Consider the following 16,527-nt stretch of genomic DNA (forward strand, 5'->3'; position numbering starts at 1 on the left):
GCTCACCTCTCCATTGGCTGGCCACGCTCGTGCTCCCCCGCACATCAGGTCCCGACCTGTGAGGGCTGCGCGCCCTGCTGCGAATCCCCCAGCCAGCCAGACTTCTCGAGCCAGTGCTGCGTTCGCTGGAGCTGGTCCATGGTGGACTGCTGGCTCAGCATCTGGACGAGCGCCGTCCCCACCTGCTGCAAGTCATAGGCGGAGATCCGCTGCTCGACGATGGGGTTCAGCCGGAAGTACTTCTTCCGGAGAATCATTCGGCACTGGTAGTTCACCGCGTCCGAGCCCGCCTCCAGCAACATCTTCACCAGCACCATCAAGTCTTTTGAGTCCAGGAGCCACCGGGCGAAGCCCCAGTTGGCCTCTCCGGCGCGGAAGGTCGGCGCGAGATAGGTGGACATGATGCCGTTGCCCAATGACAGCACCAGGATGGAGTCCAGGCTGGGCGGCTCGGTCGCCAGCGTGTCCACCTGCTCGTGCTTGTTCGGACGGGACATGTTGTTGATGGCCTGCGCCAGTCCCACGAGCGAGGGATTGTTGGCGTAGAGCCCGCCATCCACGTAGCCGCTGCCCTGGTCCTTGAGCCCTTGATAGATGGGATAGGAGAGCGGAGGCGACCCGCTGCGCATCAGGACGTCGATGAGCAACTCGTTGAGGTCGGGGTCATTGTCCGGGCCCGTGTTGTGGAAGATCTTCGACTTCCAGGTCCGCACGCCCTTGCGATGCCCATCGAGCTGGAAGCTCGGAATCACGACCTTGCGCTTGAGGTCTCCCAGCCGCGTCGTCATCCCGAAGTAGCCGCCCAGGAAGTCGCGCATGTAGTTCGAGTCGAGGAACGAGCTGGCGCCAGCCAGCGCCCGCAGGGAGCGTCCCAGGGACACGCCCTTCCGGTTCATCGCGACGGCCTCGCCCCAGAACTGGAGGCTCTTGTCGAAGGCGCTGTCGGGGTCCGCCTCGCTGGCGAAGAAGGCCGCGTTGAAGGAACCCGCGGAGGTGCCGACGAAGAGGTCCACCTGATTGAGCAGGGTTCGTCGGTCGCCTCCTGAGTCGAGCGTCTGCCGAAGCGCTCCGAGCATCCCAGTGGTGACATATCCCTCTCCACCGGAGATGGAGGAACCATCCATTGACAGGATTCGATGCGGCATCACGCGACCTCCTTCGAGAACTGCGCGTTCCACCCGTTCGCGGGCAACAGCGCCCGAGGGGTGTCTTGCATTGGCATCCCGGAAGCAACCGCGTCCAGGCACTGTTGAAGCCGTGAAGCCAGCACCGCGGCATTCTTCTCTTCCATGATGAGCGTCATGTGATTGCCGGGGACTGTAATGACTTGCATGCCATTGGGGGCGAACCTGCGCACGCTGTCGACGAGTGAATCCCTTCCTTCACTCGGAGGCGCGGCCCTGAAGAGGGTGGCGCGGCCGCCATACGAGGTGAAGGTGTAGGAGCGCTCGGCCCGCAGGGTGACCAGCATGTTGCGGGCCGTGCGCGCCACGTCCTTGATGAATCTGCGCAGGTAGGTGCGCCGCCCGCCCGAGTCCTTGCGCCAGAGGTCCTTGGGAGTCTCGGGCAGGCTGATTCCCATCCACTCGCCCACGAGCTTCAGGTTCTCGTAGTCGCGCGGAAGCGGGGTCTCCACCAGCACCTTCACGAGCTGCGAGCCCGTGGAGACCGCCTGCCGGAGGTCCTGGCTGTCCTGCGCGGCCTTGCGGTCGAGCGAGGCGCCATCAATCAGGCCGAGCAACGCGACCTGTTCTCCTCGGGCCTCCAGCTGGCGCGCCATCTCGCACACGACGATGCCCCCGAAGGACCACCCCGCGATGCGATAGGGCCCCTGCGGCTGGAGCTGTCGCATGACGTCCACGTAGTGCGCCGCCGTCTCCTCGATCGTGGCCCTGGGGACGCCGTCGTCCATCAGGCCCGGCATCTGGAAGCCGAAGACGGGCTGCTCGGGACTCAGGTGACGGGTGAGGGAGACATAGACAGCCGGATTGCCCGCGGAGGGAGGGGCGATGAACAGCGGCGGGTTGCTTCCTCGCGGCTTCAGCGCCACCACGCCGTCAGGCAGTCGCAAGGCCACCGCGCCGACTTGCGCGTCGATCCACCGGGCCAGCCCCTCCACCGAGGGCCGCTCGAAGATCTCGTTGAGGGGGACCTCCACATCCAGGACGCTTCGGATGCGCGCGATGAGGGTGATGGCCAGCAGCGAGTGCCCTCCCAGGTCGAAGAAGCTCGCGCCGGGCGCCACGGCGTCGAGACCGAGCACCTCGCTGAAGAGGCCTTGGAGCTTTCGCTCCGTGTCGCTCAGCGCCCCCGCGCCGCGCACCGCGAGCCCGCTCTCCCGCCTCCCGGTGGGCGGTGGAGGAAGGGCCTTGCGGTCGACCTTGCCGCTGGACGTGAGTGGCAGCGCGTCGAGGACGAGGAGGACCGACGGCCGCATGTATTCGGGGAGCTGCTCCTGGAGGAACTCGCGCACCGCTGCCTCCAGGGCCTCCCTGCCAGCGGGGATGCGTGGATCCGCGGGCTGGACGTAGGCGACAAGGCGGGGCTCCTGGCCCGGAGCGCGCTGCAACACCACGGCGGCGTGGATGACCTGCGGGTGCCGCGCGAGGGCGGCCTCCACCTCTCCCGCCTCGACGCGGTGGCCGCGAATCTTGAGCTGGTCGTCCAGGCGACCCAGGAACTCGAGCGTGCCGTCCGGGAGGTACCGGGCCAGATCTCCCGTGCGATAGAGCCGCGTCCCCTCCTGGCCAGAAGACTCGCTCGCGAAGGGGTTGGGGACGAAGCGCTCGGCCGTCAGGTCCGGACGCCCCAGATATCCCCTGGCCAGCCCCGCGCCGCCGATGTGCAGCTCACCCGACACGCCGACGGGCACCGGCTGTCCCTGCCGGTCCAGGACATACAACTGGGTGTTGGGGATGGGCCTGCCGATGGGGATGCGCTCGGGGAGCGGTCCTCCTCCCGTGGACACCTCGTGGAAGCAGCACGCCACGGCGGCCTCGGTCGGGCCGTATTCGTTGATGATGCGCGCGGAGAGGCGCTGCTCGCGCCACGTCTCCAGGTCTCCGCCATGAAGGCCCTCGCCACCGAGCACGACTGCGTGGGTCCGCTCGAGCACCTCCCGGAGTCGCCCCAGGCCGTCGAACGCCCGCAGGTGGGAGGGCGTCAGCTTGATGAAGCTGAAGCCCTGCTCGAGGTAGTCCCTGGAGGACAACAGGTCCAGCTCCTGTCCCCGTGGAAGCAGGAACAGGGCGCGTCCCGAGATGAGCGGGGCGAAGAGGCTCGTCAGCGTGCCGTCGAAGCTGATGGACCCGAGCACCGGGCTCCCCGTGCCCTCGTCGAGCCGGTACGCCTCCACGCTCCACTTCAGGTAGTTGACGATGCTCCGGTGCGTCACCTCCGTGCCCTTCGGCTGGCCCGTCGAACCGGAGGTGTAGAGGACGTAGGCGAGGTGGTCGGGGGTGACGTCCCGGCGCAGGCGCTTGCCGATGGCGTCCGGGAAGTGTGCTCCCGACGTGTCGACGTGGAGGACCGTCGCGACGGCCTCCAGCTCCGGGTGCGCACCCGAGGTGAGCAGCACCCGAGGATGGGCATCGCCGACGATGCGCCGCAGTCGCGCGGGAGGCTCATCCGGGTCGAGCGCGAGGAACGTGCCGCCCGCCTTGAGCACCGCCAGCAGGCTCACGATGAGCCCGGGCGAGCGCTCCATGCAGACGCCGACCCGCGTCTCGGGTCCCACCCCCAGCGCCTGGAGCGACACCGCGAGCCGATCACTTTGCTGGTCCAGTTCGCCGTAGGTCAGCTCCCAGTGCCCCACGACAAGGGCGCAGGCGTCCGGGGTCCGCGCCGCGTGGGCCTCGAACAGCTCGTGCAGACACTGCCCGCTGGCTCCTCCCTCAGCGCGCGTGTCGTTCCACTGTCGGAGGATGCGCTCGCGGTCGGCGGCCGGAAGCAGGGGGAGTTCCGACACGGGCCGCTGGGGCTCTGTGAGGAGCCCCTGGAGGAGCACCTGGAAGCAGTCCGAGTAGTGCTGGAGGGTGCTCCGGTCGAAGAGGCCCCGGTTGAACACGAACCGCACCGTGAGCCGGTCTCCGTGGTCCTCCACGAAGAGGTTGAGGTCGAAGCGGGACGTGGTGGTCTCGAACTCGAGCGGGAGGATCTTCATCCCGCTCGGGTCCGGAATCCCGCCGGGTGCCCGCGTCCACGAGAACACGGTCTGGAACAGCGGGTTGTAGCCGGGGTTTCTCGCGGGCTTCAGCTCCTCGACAAGCAGGTCGAAGGGCAGGTCCTGATGCGCGAACGCATCGAGCACCACCTCCCGGACTCGCTCCACCACGGTGGAGAAACCCGGGCGGCCTCCGAGGTCCACGCGCATCACCAGGTTGTCGACGAAGAAGCCCACCAGGGGCTCCAACTCGGTGCGGGTCCGGTTGATGGAGTTGGCGCCGAGGACCAGGTCCTCCCGTCCAGTGAGCCGGTGCAACAGGACGAAGAAGGCGCCCAGCATGCCCATGAACGGCGTGGCGTTGGCCGCATGGCTCAGGGCCTTCAGGGCCTCGGTGAGCGGAGGCCCCATCTCGAAGTGGACCTCCCCTCCCGCATAGGTCTGCACCCGGGGGCGCGGGCGATCCGCGGGGAGTTCCAGCAGCGGAGGCATCCCGGACAGGCGTCGCTTCCAGGCGTCCACCAGGTCGCGGCGAACGTCGCCCTGCAGATGGCTCCGCTGCCAGATGGCGAAGTCGGAGTACTGGAGCGGCAGCGGCGGCAGCGGCGAGGGCTGCCCCTGAGCGAAGGCCCCGTAGAGGGTCATCAGCTCGCGGATGAGGATTCCCCGAGCCCAGACATCCGCCGAGATGTGATGCAGGCAGACCTGGACGTACTGGCCGCGCGGCCCCCGGTCGATCACGAGGACGCGGGTCAGAGGGCCCTCGGACAAATCGAAGGGCCGCTCCCCCTCGCGGCGGAGGAACTCCTCCGTGCCCCCGGGCTCGTAGGCGAACACCTCCGTCTCGTCCATCACCACGAACTCGAGCCGTGGCTCGGGGTCGACGAGTTGGACCGGGACGCCCTGCTGCTCGGCGTAGCGCGTGCGGAGGATTTCGTGGCGCCGGACGATTTCGACGAAGCAGCGCTCCAGGAGCACGGCGTCGAGGTGCCCCTCGACGCGCATGGGCATGACCAGGTTGTACGCGACACCTCCCGGTTCGAGGCGGTCGAGGAACCACAGCCGCTGCTGCCCGTAGGACAGCGGGGCCGGCCCCGTGCGCGCGACGGGGGTGATGGGGCGCTCCTCGTTCACCCGGTGCCGCTCTCGCAGCAGCGCCAGCAGCTCGTGCTTGTGTTCGGCGAGCACCTTCCGGAGGTCCTCGCCCGCGGCCCCCTTCGGGCCTCGGAGCTTCAGGTGCTCCCCTTCCGCCCAGACCTCGAGGCCCCGCCGATTCAGCTCGGCGAGCAGCTCTCCCATTTTCATAGCGTCAGCTCCTCGATCTCGGACTGAGCGGAGGGAATGGGGACACGCGCGAGCAACTCACTGAGCTCCAGTTGCTCGTGCAGCGCCTCCACGATTCCGGCGACCCCGGTTCCATCGATGAAGCGGGCCATGGGCAGATCCACGCCCAGCTCCCGGCCCATGCGGTTCTTCAGCTCGACGGCGCGCAGCGAGTCGAGCCCCATCTCGTTCAGGGAGATCTTCTTCTGGAGCATCTCGTGCTCCGGGGTGAAGCCCAGCATGGGTGCCAGGCGGCCCTGGACGTAGTGCATCAGGAGTCCGCGCCGACGCGTGCCATCCGCGCGCCTGAACTCCTCCAACAGCTCCACCATCCGCGCCGTGCCGGCGGTGCGGGCCTGCTCACGCATGGCCAGCTCGGAGAACAGGGGGCCATGTCCCGTGGAGGGCGTGGCCTCCAGCGAGGAGAGGTTGACGGGCACCACGCCCATCTGCGCGACCTCCCGGCCCAGCAGCTCCTCGAGAATCCGCAGCGCGCGCTGGGGCGGAAGGCTGGTGGCGTCCGCTGTCGACGCGCGCCCCTTGCCCCGCGCCTTCTCGGCCATTCCTCCGCCGGCCCATGGCCCCCAGTTGACGCTGAGCGCGGGCAGCCCCTTCGCGCGCCGGTGGTGCGCCAGCGCATCCAGGAAGGTGTTGGCGGCCATGTAGTTGGCCTGCCCGGCGACACCGATGAGCGACGCCGCGGAGGAGTACATGACGAAGAGGTCGAGCGGGAGCCCGACCGTCGCCTGGTGCAGGTTCCACGCTCCCAGCACCTTGGGCGCGAGCACGCGCGCGAGACGCTCCCGGTCCTGCCGCAGGAACACGCCGTCCTCCAGCACGCCCGCGGTGTGGAAGATGCCCCGCAGCCGCGAGCCTCTCGCGGTGAGTTCCTCCACGAGCCGCCGCACGTCTTCCGCGCGTGAGACATCGGCGCGCGCCACCAAGACTTCGCAGCCGCGCTCGCGCAGCTCGTCGAGTCGGAGCTTCGCCTCTTCGCCCGGCGCTCCGCGGCCAACCAGGACCAGTTGGCGAGCCCCGGCCTCCACCAGCCACGCCGCGGTGGCGAGCCCGAGGGCGCCCAGCCCTCCGGTGATGAGATACGCGCCGTCGGCGTGAATCCTCATCGGACTGGCGCTGCTCGACGGAGCACCGGGCCGCACGAGCCGGGCCGCGAGGAGCCGGGAGCCTCGCAGGGCCAACATGTTCTCCCCCGGCGCACGGGCCATCCGCTCGAACAACCGCGAGGCCGCGTCCTCCGCGTCGTCCAGGTCCACCAGCCGACAGCCCAGCTCCGGGTGTTCGATGGCGGCGGCACGGCCGAGCCCCCAGAGCGTCGACTGCGCGAGACCCTCCACGACATCCCCCGGCGTGGCCGCGACGGCGCCTCGGGTCACCAGCCACAGCGCGGGCCGCTGGGCCCAGGTGGCGCGGGCCATGGCCTGGACGAGGTGGAGCACGCCTGTCGCGCTTCGCGCCGTGGCACCCGCCAGCGACTCGGGCGAGAGCGCCGTGGTCCCCGGCTCGTCGAGCCCCCAGAGACAGACGACGGTCGTCGGCGCGGCGCCCTCCGCGGACAGCGCCTGGAGGAGTCTGGCGAAGCCCTCGGGGTCGTTCGGGTCGATGCGGGCGTGGCCCGGCTCGGAGCGCTCGTAGCCCGGGCCCGGTGTCACGACCTCGCACGTCCCGCCGTGGCGCAGGACGTGCTCCTTCAGCCCTTCCGCGACGCCGCCCGAGTCCGCGAGCAACAGCCAGCGACCGGGCTGGGGAGGAAGTGGGGTCCACGCCCGGGGTGCCTCTTGCTCACGCCACGCCAGCTCGAAGAGCAGCTCCCGCGCGGAGTCGGAGAACGAGGTCATCAGCGCGCGCCGGTCGATCCGCTTCAGCAGCAGTCCCTCGACCTCGGCGATGACCTCTCCCCCTTCTCCGAGGATGCGCAGGTCGATGCTCAGCAGCTCGTCGGAGGTGGAGGAGCGGCCGTCGTGGCGCGCATGCACCCAGGCGCTGCTTCCGGGCTTCTTGAACCAGCGCAGGCGTTGGATGGCGACCGGCATCCGTTGCCGGTGGTCCGTCGCCTCCTTCGCCTCCTCCATGAACAGCGCGGCGACTGTCTGGAAGCAGGCATCGAGGATGAGCGGATGCAGCCGGTACTCGCCCATCCCGACGACCTGACTGTCGGGCAGCCGGACATGGGCGAGACAGGCCTTCTCGCCGAACCTCAGCGCGTCGATGGCCCGGAACGACGGACCGTACTCGATGCCATGGCGTGCCATCAGCTCGTAGAACGGGTCGACCGGACGGGGCGGAGACAAACGCGCGAACAGCTCGGCGTCCAGGTCGACGGGGCGCGCGGACTCGCGGTGCTCCACGATGTACCCGTGGGCGAGGCGAGCCCAGTCCCGCTCGGTGCCCGTCGTGGCCTGACCGTGGATTTCGAAGTGCGTGCGCCCCGCCTCCGGCGTCAGCACCGTCTGGACGTCACAGCCCTCGCCGAGCACGAGCGGGCGCTCCAGCTCGAACGAGAGCAGATCGAACAACGGCTCCGACCGCGCCGCGAAGTGCGCGGCCCCCAGCGCCATCTCGACGTAGCAGGCGGCCGGCAGCACCGTCGTTCCGAAGACGCGGTGCTCGGCGAGGAACGAGGGCTCACGGGCGCTCAAGCGCGCCGCGAAGCGCAGCTCCTTCGTCCCCGCCAGGGACAACGGTACGCCCGCGAGCGGATGGACCTTGTCGCGAGCAGTCCCCCGCTCCGACATGGAGCCCGGGGAGCCGCCTGTCGCGGAGTCGATCCAATAGCGCTCGCGGCGGAAGGGATACGTCGGCAGCGTGACCGACCGCCGCTCGAAGGGCGCATCGAACGCGGTCCAGTCCGCCTCGAAGCCGCGCACGTAGAGCGCGCTCAGGGTGGAGAGCAGTTGTGCCGTCTCTCCGGACGAGGGGCGCAGGCTCGGGAGCCAGCACAGCTCCTCCGCGTCCGGGAAGCCGCGCAGACCGATGCCCGAGAGGACCGGCGCGGGGCCCACCTCGAGGAACGTCCGGTGCTGCTGCTCGCGCAGGGCCTCCAGCGCCGCGGCGAAGGAGACGGGCTCACGCAGGTGGCGGCACCAGTACCCGGGCCGGGTCAGCTCCTCCGCGACGAGCCTGCCCTCCAGCGCGGAGACGAAGGGGATTCGCGGCACCGCGAGCGGCACCCCGTCGAAGCACGCCTCGAAGGGCGCCACCACCGCGTCCATCAGCGGAGAGTGGAAGGCGTGCGTGACGGGCAGCGGCTTGCAGGCGATGCCCTTGCGCGCGAGCTCCCCCGCGACCTCGGAGATCGCCGCGCGGTCCCCGGAGATGACCAGGTCCTCGGGGCCGTTGATCGCCGCGAGGGAGATGAGATGGGAGCGCGCGGCGAGCTCCTGGGTCAGCGACTCCAGGGACGCGTTGACGGCCAGCATCGCGCCCTCGCCCGGGGCCTCGTGGATGAGCCGCGAGCGCTCGACGACCAGCTTCAGCGCGTCCTCGATGGAGAGGACCCCGGCGACCACGGCCGCCGCGTACTCGCCCAGGCTGTGCCCGGCCACCGCGCCCGGGACGATTCCCCAGGAGGTCCACAGCTCCGAGAGCGCGAACTCGAACGCCACGAGCGCGGGCTGGGCATAGCGCGTGTCCGCGAGCAGGGAGGCGGACTCCTCGCCATGCAGGATGTCCTCGAGCCGCGGCTCGATCAGCCCGAGGAGAGCGCTCGAACAGCGCCGCACCGCCGCGCGGAACACGGGCCAGGTCTCGGCGAGCTCTCGGCCCACTCCGGGACGAAGCGACCCCTGCCCCGTGAACAGGAAGACCGGCTTCGGGCTCTCCGTCCCCCGTCGCGGCTCGCGCTGGGGACGCGGCTTCTCGGCGCGCAGCCGCGACAGGCCCGTCCGGAGTTCGTCCGCGGTGGCGCCCGTGACGGCCGCGCGATGCTCGAAGTGGGACCGGCCGACGTTGGCCGTGAAGCACCAGTCCCCGAGAACCACGTTGTCATCCGACAGAGCGGACTCATGCACCTCCACCTGCGCCTCCAGGGCGGCCTCCGTCTTCGCGGACAGGGTCAGCAGGTGGATGGGGCGCTCGCGCTCCACCGGGGGCCGGGGCAGGACGGGCGCCTCTTCCACGACGAGGTGCACGTTGGTGCCGCTGAAGCCGAAGCTGCTGAGCCCCGCGAGCCGCCGCTGCTCGCCTCTGGGCCAGGGCCGCAGCGCGGTGGGGATGACCACGGGCAGGTCATCCCAGCGGATGTTCGGGTTCGGCCGCGAGAAGTGGAGGTGCGCGGGGATGGCCTCGTTCTGGAGGGCCAGGAGCACCTTGATGAGCCCCGAGACTCCGGCGGCGGCCTCCAGGTGCCCGATGTTCGTCTTCACGGAGCCCACGAACAGCGGCGTGCCTCGCGTGGGCTTGCGGCCGAAGACCGAACGCAGCGCCTCCATCTCGATGGGGTCGCCGAGCGAGGTCCCCGTGCCGTGGGCCTCGACGTAGCTGATCTGCTCGGGCTCCACGCCGCAGCCCTCCAGCGCCATGCGGATGACGCGCTCCTGCGCGCGCCCGTTCGGCACCATCAACCCGCTGCTGCGACCATCGTGGTTGAGCGCCGAGCCCCGGATGACGCCGAGGATGAGGTTGCCCTGGGCCAGCGCGTCCGACAGGCGCATGAGCACGACGACACCGCAGCCCTCACCGCGCGAGAAGCCATCCGCGGACGCGTCGAAGGTCTTGCAGCGACCGTCGACCGCCAGCATCCGGTTCTGGCACTCGAACATCATGGTGAGGGGCGACAGGCTCAGGCTGACGCCTCCCGCGAGGGCCAGGTCGCTCTCGTCGTTGCGCAGGCTCTGACACGCGAGGTGGATGGCGACCGCGGAGGAAGAGCACGCGGTGTCCACCGTGAGCGCGGGCCCCTGGAGGCCGAGCGTGTGGGCGATGCGCCCTGCCGCCATCGAGGGGTAGTTGAGGGACGCGGAGTGCATCTCCACGCCCGCGGTGAAGCCGAGCACGTTGTAGTCGTTGTGCATCAACCCCACGAAGACGCCGGTGCGGCTCCCGGTGAGCCCCGCGGGGGGGATGCCCGCGCGTTCGAGGGCTCGCCAGCACTCCTCGAGCAGCATGCGCTGCTGCGGGTCCATGTCCTTCGCGTCGCGCGGAGGGATGCCGAAGAACGTCGGGTCGAACAGGTCGACGTTCTCGATGAACGCGCCCCGGCGCGTGTACACCTTCCCCCGCGCTCCCGGCGTGGGGTCGTAGATTTCATCGATGTTCCAGCGCTCGGGTGGCACCTCTCGGGTGGCATCTCCTCCGTCGCGGAGGAACTCCCAGAACGTCTCCGGCAGCTCGCCTCCGCCGGGGAAGCGGCACGACATGCCGACGACGGCGATCGGCTCCGCGGCCAGGAGGTCCTTCTTGGCGCGGAGCTGGCTCGCGAGATACGCGAGCTTGACGGCCGGCAGCTCGGAGATGCGTGTCGGTAGTTTCGCCATCCGGTCCTCAGCGGGTGAGCGCGCTCACCAGCTCCTGGTCGATGAGTGAGGTGAGTTCTGCTTCCGACAGGGCCTGGATTTCAGCGACCAGGGCGTCGTCTCGCGTCGGGTCCTCCACGGGCTTCCGGGCGTCCTCACCCAGCCCCAGCTCTCCCGCGAGATGCGAGACGAGCCCGCCCACCGAGGGGAAGTCGAAGACCAGGGTCGAGCGCAGGCTCTTGCCGAGGCTGCTCGCGAGCCGGTTCTTGAGCTCCACCGCCAGCAGCGAATCGAAGCCGAGGTCGAACAGCCGCTCGCTGCCCGAGAGCCGCTCCGACTCCGCCAGCCCCAGCGTCCGTGACACCTGCTCCGTCACGTGCTGACGCAGCAGCTCCAACCTCCGGTTCGGCGCGGCCGCCTCCAGTCGAGCGCGGAAGCCAGGCGACCGCGGCTGGAGCGGCGCCCCACCGAGCAGTCCCTGGAAGAAGGCCTGACGCGCCAACCCCGGCCACTGCTCCGCGAGTCGCGACCAGTCGACGGGGAAGACACCGAGCGAGGCGCTCGCTCCGCCCATGAGGCGCTCCAGGATCTCCAGTCCGCGCTCCACCGGAATCGTCCCGAACCCCAGTGCACCGGGCGACCGCGCGGCCCCCGAGCCCAGCCGCGCGGCCATTCCCGTCTCCGCCCAGGAGCCCCAGTTGAGCGTCAGCGCGGGTCGTCCCTGCGCGTGCCGGAGGTGTGCAAGTCCATCCAGGAAGGCGTTCGCGGCGACGTAGTTGGATTGGCCCGGAGTCCCCAGGAGCGAGGCCGCCGAGGAGAAGCAGACGAAGAAGTCCAGCGCCATCCCGGTGCTGAGCACGTGAAGGTTCCACGCGCCCTGGACCTTGGGTGCCAGCACCTCGCGGAAGCTCTCAGCGGTCTGATGGGTCAGGGTGCCATCGCGGAGGACTCCCGCGGCGTGGAAGATGCCTCGCAGTGGCGGGGCGCCGCGCGGCTGGACCAGGGCCGCCGCCACCTCCTCGTGCGAGGCGAGGTCCGCGAGGGCCACGCGCACGTGCACGCCCCGCGTCGCCAGTGCGTCGAGCTGCCGCTGGGCCTCCGCCGAAGGGCCATGCCTTCCCAGCAGGACGAGGTACCGTGCGCCCCGTTCCGCGAGCCAGCCCGCGAGTCGGAGCCCGAGTCCCCCCAGGCCACCGGCGACCAGGTAGGACGCCTCCGGGGAGATCGCCAGCGTGCGGGTCGCCGCGCGAGTGCGCGCGCGCTCCAGTCGCGCGGTGAACAGCCCCCCTGCGCGCACGGCGACCTGGTTCTCGTGCTCGGAAAGCGCGCACGCACGGACGAACGCCTCGGCCTCGCCGGCAACGGGCTCGCCGGGGAGGTCGACACGATGGCATCGCAGCTCCGGCAGCTCGGTCGCCACCGCTTGCCCGAATCCCCACAACGGCGCCTGCGCGATGCGCGGCCCCTGGGCATCGGAGGGCAGCGCTTGGGTCCCCCGGGTCGCGATGATGAGCCGGGGCATGGGAGCCCAGGAGGCTCGCGACAGGGCCTGCACCAGATGCAGCGCGCCCACGCAGCCCGAGAGCCGCGCTGCCTCCAGCGAAGCCTCCGAGTCAGGTCCCCCGTCGAGGCCCCACAGGTACATGAGACCGTGGGGCGGCGTGCCTTCCCACTCCGAGAACAAGCGGTCGAAGTGGGTGGGCATCGCGGGGTCCACCTGGATGCCGTCGGAGCCACTGCTGAACGCCAGGCCCTTGCGCACGAGAGTGACTCGGGCTCCCCGCTGTTCGAGCAGCGAGGCCAGTTCGTCCCCGAAGCCCCCGTCCCCGATGAAGAGGACCCAACGCTGGCCCACCGGGCGCAGCTCGTCCTGAGAGGGACACGGGCTCCAGGTGACGCGGTACAGCCACTCCTGCCAGTCCACGTCGAGTCCGCGCAGCAACACCTCCCGCTCGGCCTTGCGGACGGAGAGCCCCGTGAGGGACGCGACCACGGTGCCGTCATCGGCGCACAGGGTCAGGTCCGTGGTGGGGTGTCCTGTCGCTCCGACCTCCGCGCGTTGCGTCGCGAGCGTCCAGAGTCGTGCGGGCAGTCGTTGGTACAAGTCGAGTCGGTGGATGGCGACCGGGAGCAGCAACGCGTCGTCTGACGACAGCGGAGTGACAGCGGCCGCCGTCCGGAGGCACGCATCGAGCAGGGCCGGATGGGCGCGGTAGCTCACGCCACGCGCCTCCACCTCGCTGGAGGAGTATGCGGCGTGGGGGCCCCGCTGGAGCGACGACAGCACCCGCAGCGAGGGACCGTAGTCGAGCCCGCGTTGGCGAATCGCCTCGGAAAAAGCCTCGAGGTCGACGGGGCTGGGGCAGCCCTGGCGCCACGCCTCCAGCTCCGCGCGAGGAGGCGGCGTCGCGCTCAGCGCGGAGACACGACAGGTCAGGTGGGTGGTCCAGGAGGGACGCGCACCACTCCCCTCTTCCTGGCGAGCGTCCTCCCGGCTCATCACGGTGCACGTGAAGCCCGCTGCGCCCTGCTCCTCCAGGAGCGTCTGGACGACGCGCGTCCGCTGCTCCGGCAGGACGAGGGGATGGTGGAGCGTCACTTCCTCCAGCGTCATCGACTCCGAGCCCGACACCTGGGCCGCGGCCGAGACCACCATCTCCACGAAGGCCGCGGCGGGGACCACCGCCTTGCCGTACACGCGGTGGTCACCCAGGAGTGGAAGAGCCTTGGCCTCCAACTCCTGCGAGAACACCGTGGTGCCCTCCCGCAGCGCCGCGGAGTCCCAACGAGCGCCGAGCAGAGGGTGCGTCGTGGACCGCACGGGACGAGCCCAGGGCGCGGGCACATCCAGCCAGTGCCGCTGGCGTTCGAACGGATAGGTCGGAAGAGCGATACGCCCGCGTCCGGCGTCGAGGCGCTCCCAGTCGACCGGTGCGCCACGGACGTAGAGCTCCGACAGGGCGCGAAGCAGCCCCGCCCAATTCGAGCGACGGGGGTGCAGCGTCTCCAGAAACAGAGCGGCTTCGGGGGCCACCACATCGCGCGCGAGGTTCGACAGGACCGGCTTCGGCCCCACTTCGAGGAAGACGCGCACCCCACGTTGGACGAGCGTGCGGAGTCCTTCCGAGAAGCGGACCGGCTCGCGGACATGCCGGACCCAGTAGTCCGGAAGCGTGAAGGAAGCGCCCGCCTCGGCGCCGTCGAGGTTGGAGATGAGCGCCACCTGGGGCGCCTGGAGTCGCACGCGCCCGGCCACCCGCGCGAACTCCTCCAACATCGGCTGCATCAGCGGCGAGTGGAAGGCATGGGAGACCTTCAGGCGCTGGCTCTCGATGCCCTCGGCGGCCAGCTCGCGAGCGATGGCGGCGAGCGACGTCTCCGCTCCGGAGACCACCGTGTTCCGCGGCCCATTGACGGCCGCGAGCGTCACCCGGTCATGACCCGCCAGGGCCCGGAGCGCGCGTGCCTCGTCGGTGAAGAGGGCCAGCATCGCGCCACGCTCGGGCAGCGCTTGCATCAGTCGCGCGCGCTCGGCCACGAGCGGGAGCCCCATCTCGGGAGTCATGGCACCGGCGAAGATGGCGGCCGCATACTCGCCGACGCTGTGGCCCAGGACCGCATCGGCCTGGAGGCCCCACGAGCGCAACAGTCCGGCCACCGCCAGCTCCAGCGCCACGATGGCCGGCTGCGTGTAGCGGGTCTCGTTCAGGGCACCGCCGTCGTCCTGGAACAGCACCTCGGTCAGCGGCCGGTCGAGCTGGGGCCGGAGGATCTCCTCGAAACGGAGGAGGTCGCGGCGGAAGCCCGGCTCCGTGTCGAACAACTCCCGCCCCATGCCCACGTACTGGGCGCCCTGGCCGGTGAAGAGCCATGCGACGCGCGGTGGCTCCGCGCCTCGTTGTCCCTCCACCCACGTGCCGGTGGACCGGGACTCACCACGACCGAAGGCGCGAAGAGCGGAGGCCATCTCCTCGGAGGTCGAGGCCACGAAGGCCGCGCGCTCCTCATGCGAGCTTCGACTGACATTCGCCGTGTGGCAGACCTCCGAGAGCGCGTCCTTGCGCGCACCCGCGAGTTCGTCCGCGAACGACTCCGCCAGCCGGTGCAGGCTGCCGCCCGATCGGGCCGAGAGCGTCAACAAATGCAGGGGGTGCGCGGGGCTCCGAGCAGGCCTCTGCTCCGGGCGCGGCGCTGACTCCAGGATGACGTGCGCGTTCGTGCCCGAGAAACCGAACGAGCTCACGGCAGCGAAGCGCGACTCCGCCGCCTGCCAGCCGCGCCGTTCGGTGGGGACCTCGACGAACAGCCGGCTCCAGTCGACGTGAGGCGTGGGGGTCCGCAGGTGGAGATGGGATGGAATCTCCTCGTTCGCCAGACACAGGGCCGCCTTCATCAACCCCGCGATGCCCGCCGCGCCTTCGAGGTGGCCCAGGTTCGTCTTCACCGAACCCACCACCAGCGGCTGCTCCCGCGTCGTCCGGTCGCCGTAGACCGCTCCGAGCGCCTCCAACTCGATGGGGTCACCGAGCGCCGTCCCGGTCCCGTGCGCTTCGACGTAGCCCACGCGCGGTGCTTCGACCCGCGCATCCCGCAGGGCATCCTTGATGACCTGCTGCTGGGCGAGCCCGTTCGGAACAGTCAGCCCGCTGGTCCGGCCATCCTGGTTGACCGCCGAGCCACGAATCACCGCGACGATGGGGTCCCCATCCGCGATGGCATCCGAGAGCCTCCGCAGGACGAGGACTCCGCAGCCCTCTCCCCTGCCAATCCCATTGGCCGCCGCATCGAAGGTCTTGCAGCGACCATCAGCGGCGAGCATGTGCGCGCGCGACTCAATCAGCGTCGCGACGGGCGACAGCACCAGGTTCACCCCGCCCACCAGCGCGAAGTCGACCTCGCGCTGACGCAGGCCGCGGAGCGCGAGGTGGACGGCGACCAGCGACGAGGAGCAAGCCGTGTCGACCGTGAGGCTGGGCCCCTGGAAGCCGAACGTGTACGAGAGCCGACCCGACGCGACGCTCGCGCCATTGCCCGCCCCGGTGTGGGCGTCGATGAGGTCCGGGGACTGGGTGGCGATCTGCGTGTAGTCCTGCCCCATCATCCCGACGAAGACGCCCGTCCGGGTTCCATGCAGTGACGTCGGATTGCGCCCGGAGCGCTCCAGGGCCTCCCAGGCGACCTCCAGCAGGAGCCGGTGCTGAGGGTCCATCCGCGCCGCCTCGCGCGGAGAGATGCCGAAGAACCGGGGCTCGAACTGATCGACGTCTTCCAGGAAGCCGCCGTACCGGCAGTAGACCTTCCCGGGCTGGTCCGGGTCCGGATGGTAGAAGGCGTCCGCGTCCCACCGCTCGGGAGGGACTTCGGTGATGGTGTCGGTGCCTTCGAGGAGCAACCGCCAATAGCGATCGGGACTCGAAGCACCTCCCGGGAACCGACAGCCCATGCCGATGATCGCCAGGCCCTCGTGCCGCTCCCGCGCGTGGGCATCGAGCTGCGCCTGTGCGTCCTGGAGCTTCAGGAGCGCGCGCTTCATCAAGTCCCCGTAGTTTCCCTCGGCTGACATGGCGGGCC

The 16,527-nt window shown here is 70.2% G+C and carries 4 protein-coding genes; all 4 read right to left on the minus strand.

Annotated features, from left to right (window positions below; genetic code table 11):
- Positions 1–44 precede the first annotated feature (44 nt).
- From HUW62_RS07545 to HUW62_RS07560, 4 genes are read right to left on the minus strand one after another with little or no spacing between them, the layout of a single operon-like run.
- Entirely contained in the window at positions 45–1,145 is a 1,101-nt protein-coding gene (locus HUW62_RS07545; protein WP_176434014.1) for a patatin-like phospholipase family protein, read from the minus strand.
- Positions 1,145–5,467, minus strand: coding sequence for a non-ribosomal peptide synthetase (locus tag HUW62_RS07550; protein WP_176434015.1), 4,323 nt, complete (start codon positions 5,465–5,467; stop codon positions 1,145–1,147). Before HUW62_RS07550 ends, HUW62_RS07545 begins: the two co-directional genes overlap by 1 nt.
- Positions 5,464–10,977, minus strand: coding sequence for a type I polyketide synthase (locus tag HUW62_RS07555; protein WP_176434016.1), 5,514 nt, complete (start codon positions 10,975–10,977; stop codon positions 5,464–5,466). The genes HUW62_RS07550 and HUW62_RS07555 overlap by 4 nt, the downstream gene beginning before the upstream one ends.
- Before the next feature lie 7 nt (positions 10,978–10,984).
- Positions 10,985–16,519, minus strand: coding sequence for a type I polyketide synthase (locus HUW62_RS07560; protein ID WP_176434017.1), 5,535 nt, complete (start codon positions 16,517–16,519; stop codon positions 10,985–10,987).
- Positions 16,520–16,527: the final 8 nt, after the last annotated feature.

This window comes from Myxococcus sp. AM011 (assembly GCF_013372595.1).
In the GTDB taxonomy this organism is placed as follows: domain Bacteria; phylum Myxococcota; class Myxococcia; order Myxococcales; family Myxococcaceae; genus Myxococcus; species Myxococcus eversor.

Coding starts and splice junctions, on each gene's coding strand:
- HUW62_RS07545 (WP_176434014.1), bottom strand. CDS start 1,145: ATGCCGCATCGAATCCTGTCAATGGATGGTTCCTCCATCTCCGGTGGA.
- HUW62_RS07550 (WP_176434015.1), bottom strand. CDS start 5,467: ATGAAAATGGGAGAGCTGCTCGCCGAGCTGAATCGGCGGGGCCTCGAG.
- HUW62_RS07555 (WP_176434016.1), bottom strand. CDS start 10,977: ATGGCGAAACTACCGACACGCATCTCCGAGCTGCCGGCCGTCAAGCTC.
- HUW62_RS07560 (WP_176434017.1), bottom strand. CDS start 16,519: ATGTCAGCCGAGGGAAACTACGGGGACTTGATGAAGCGCGCGCTCCTG.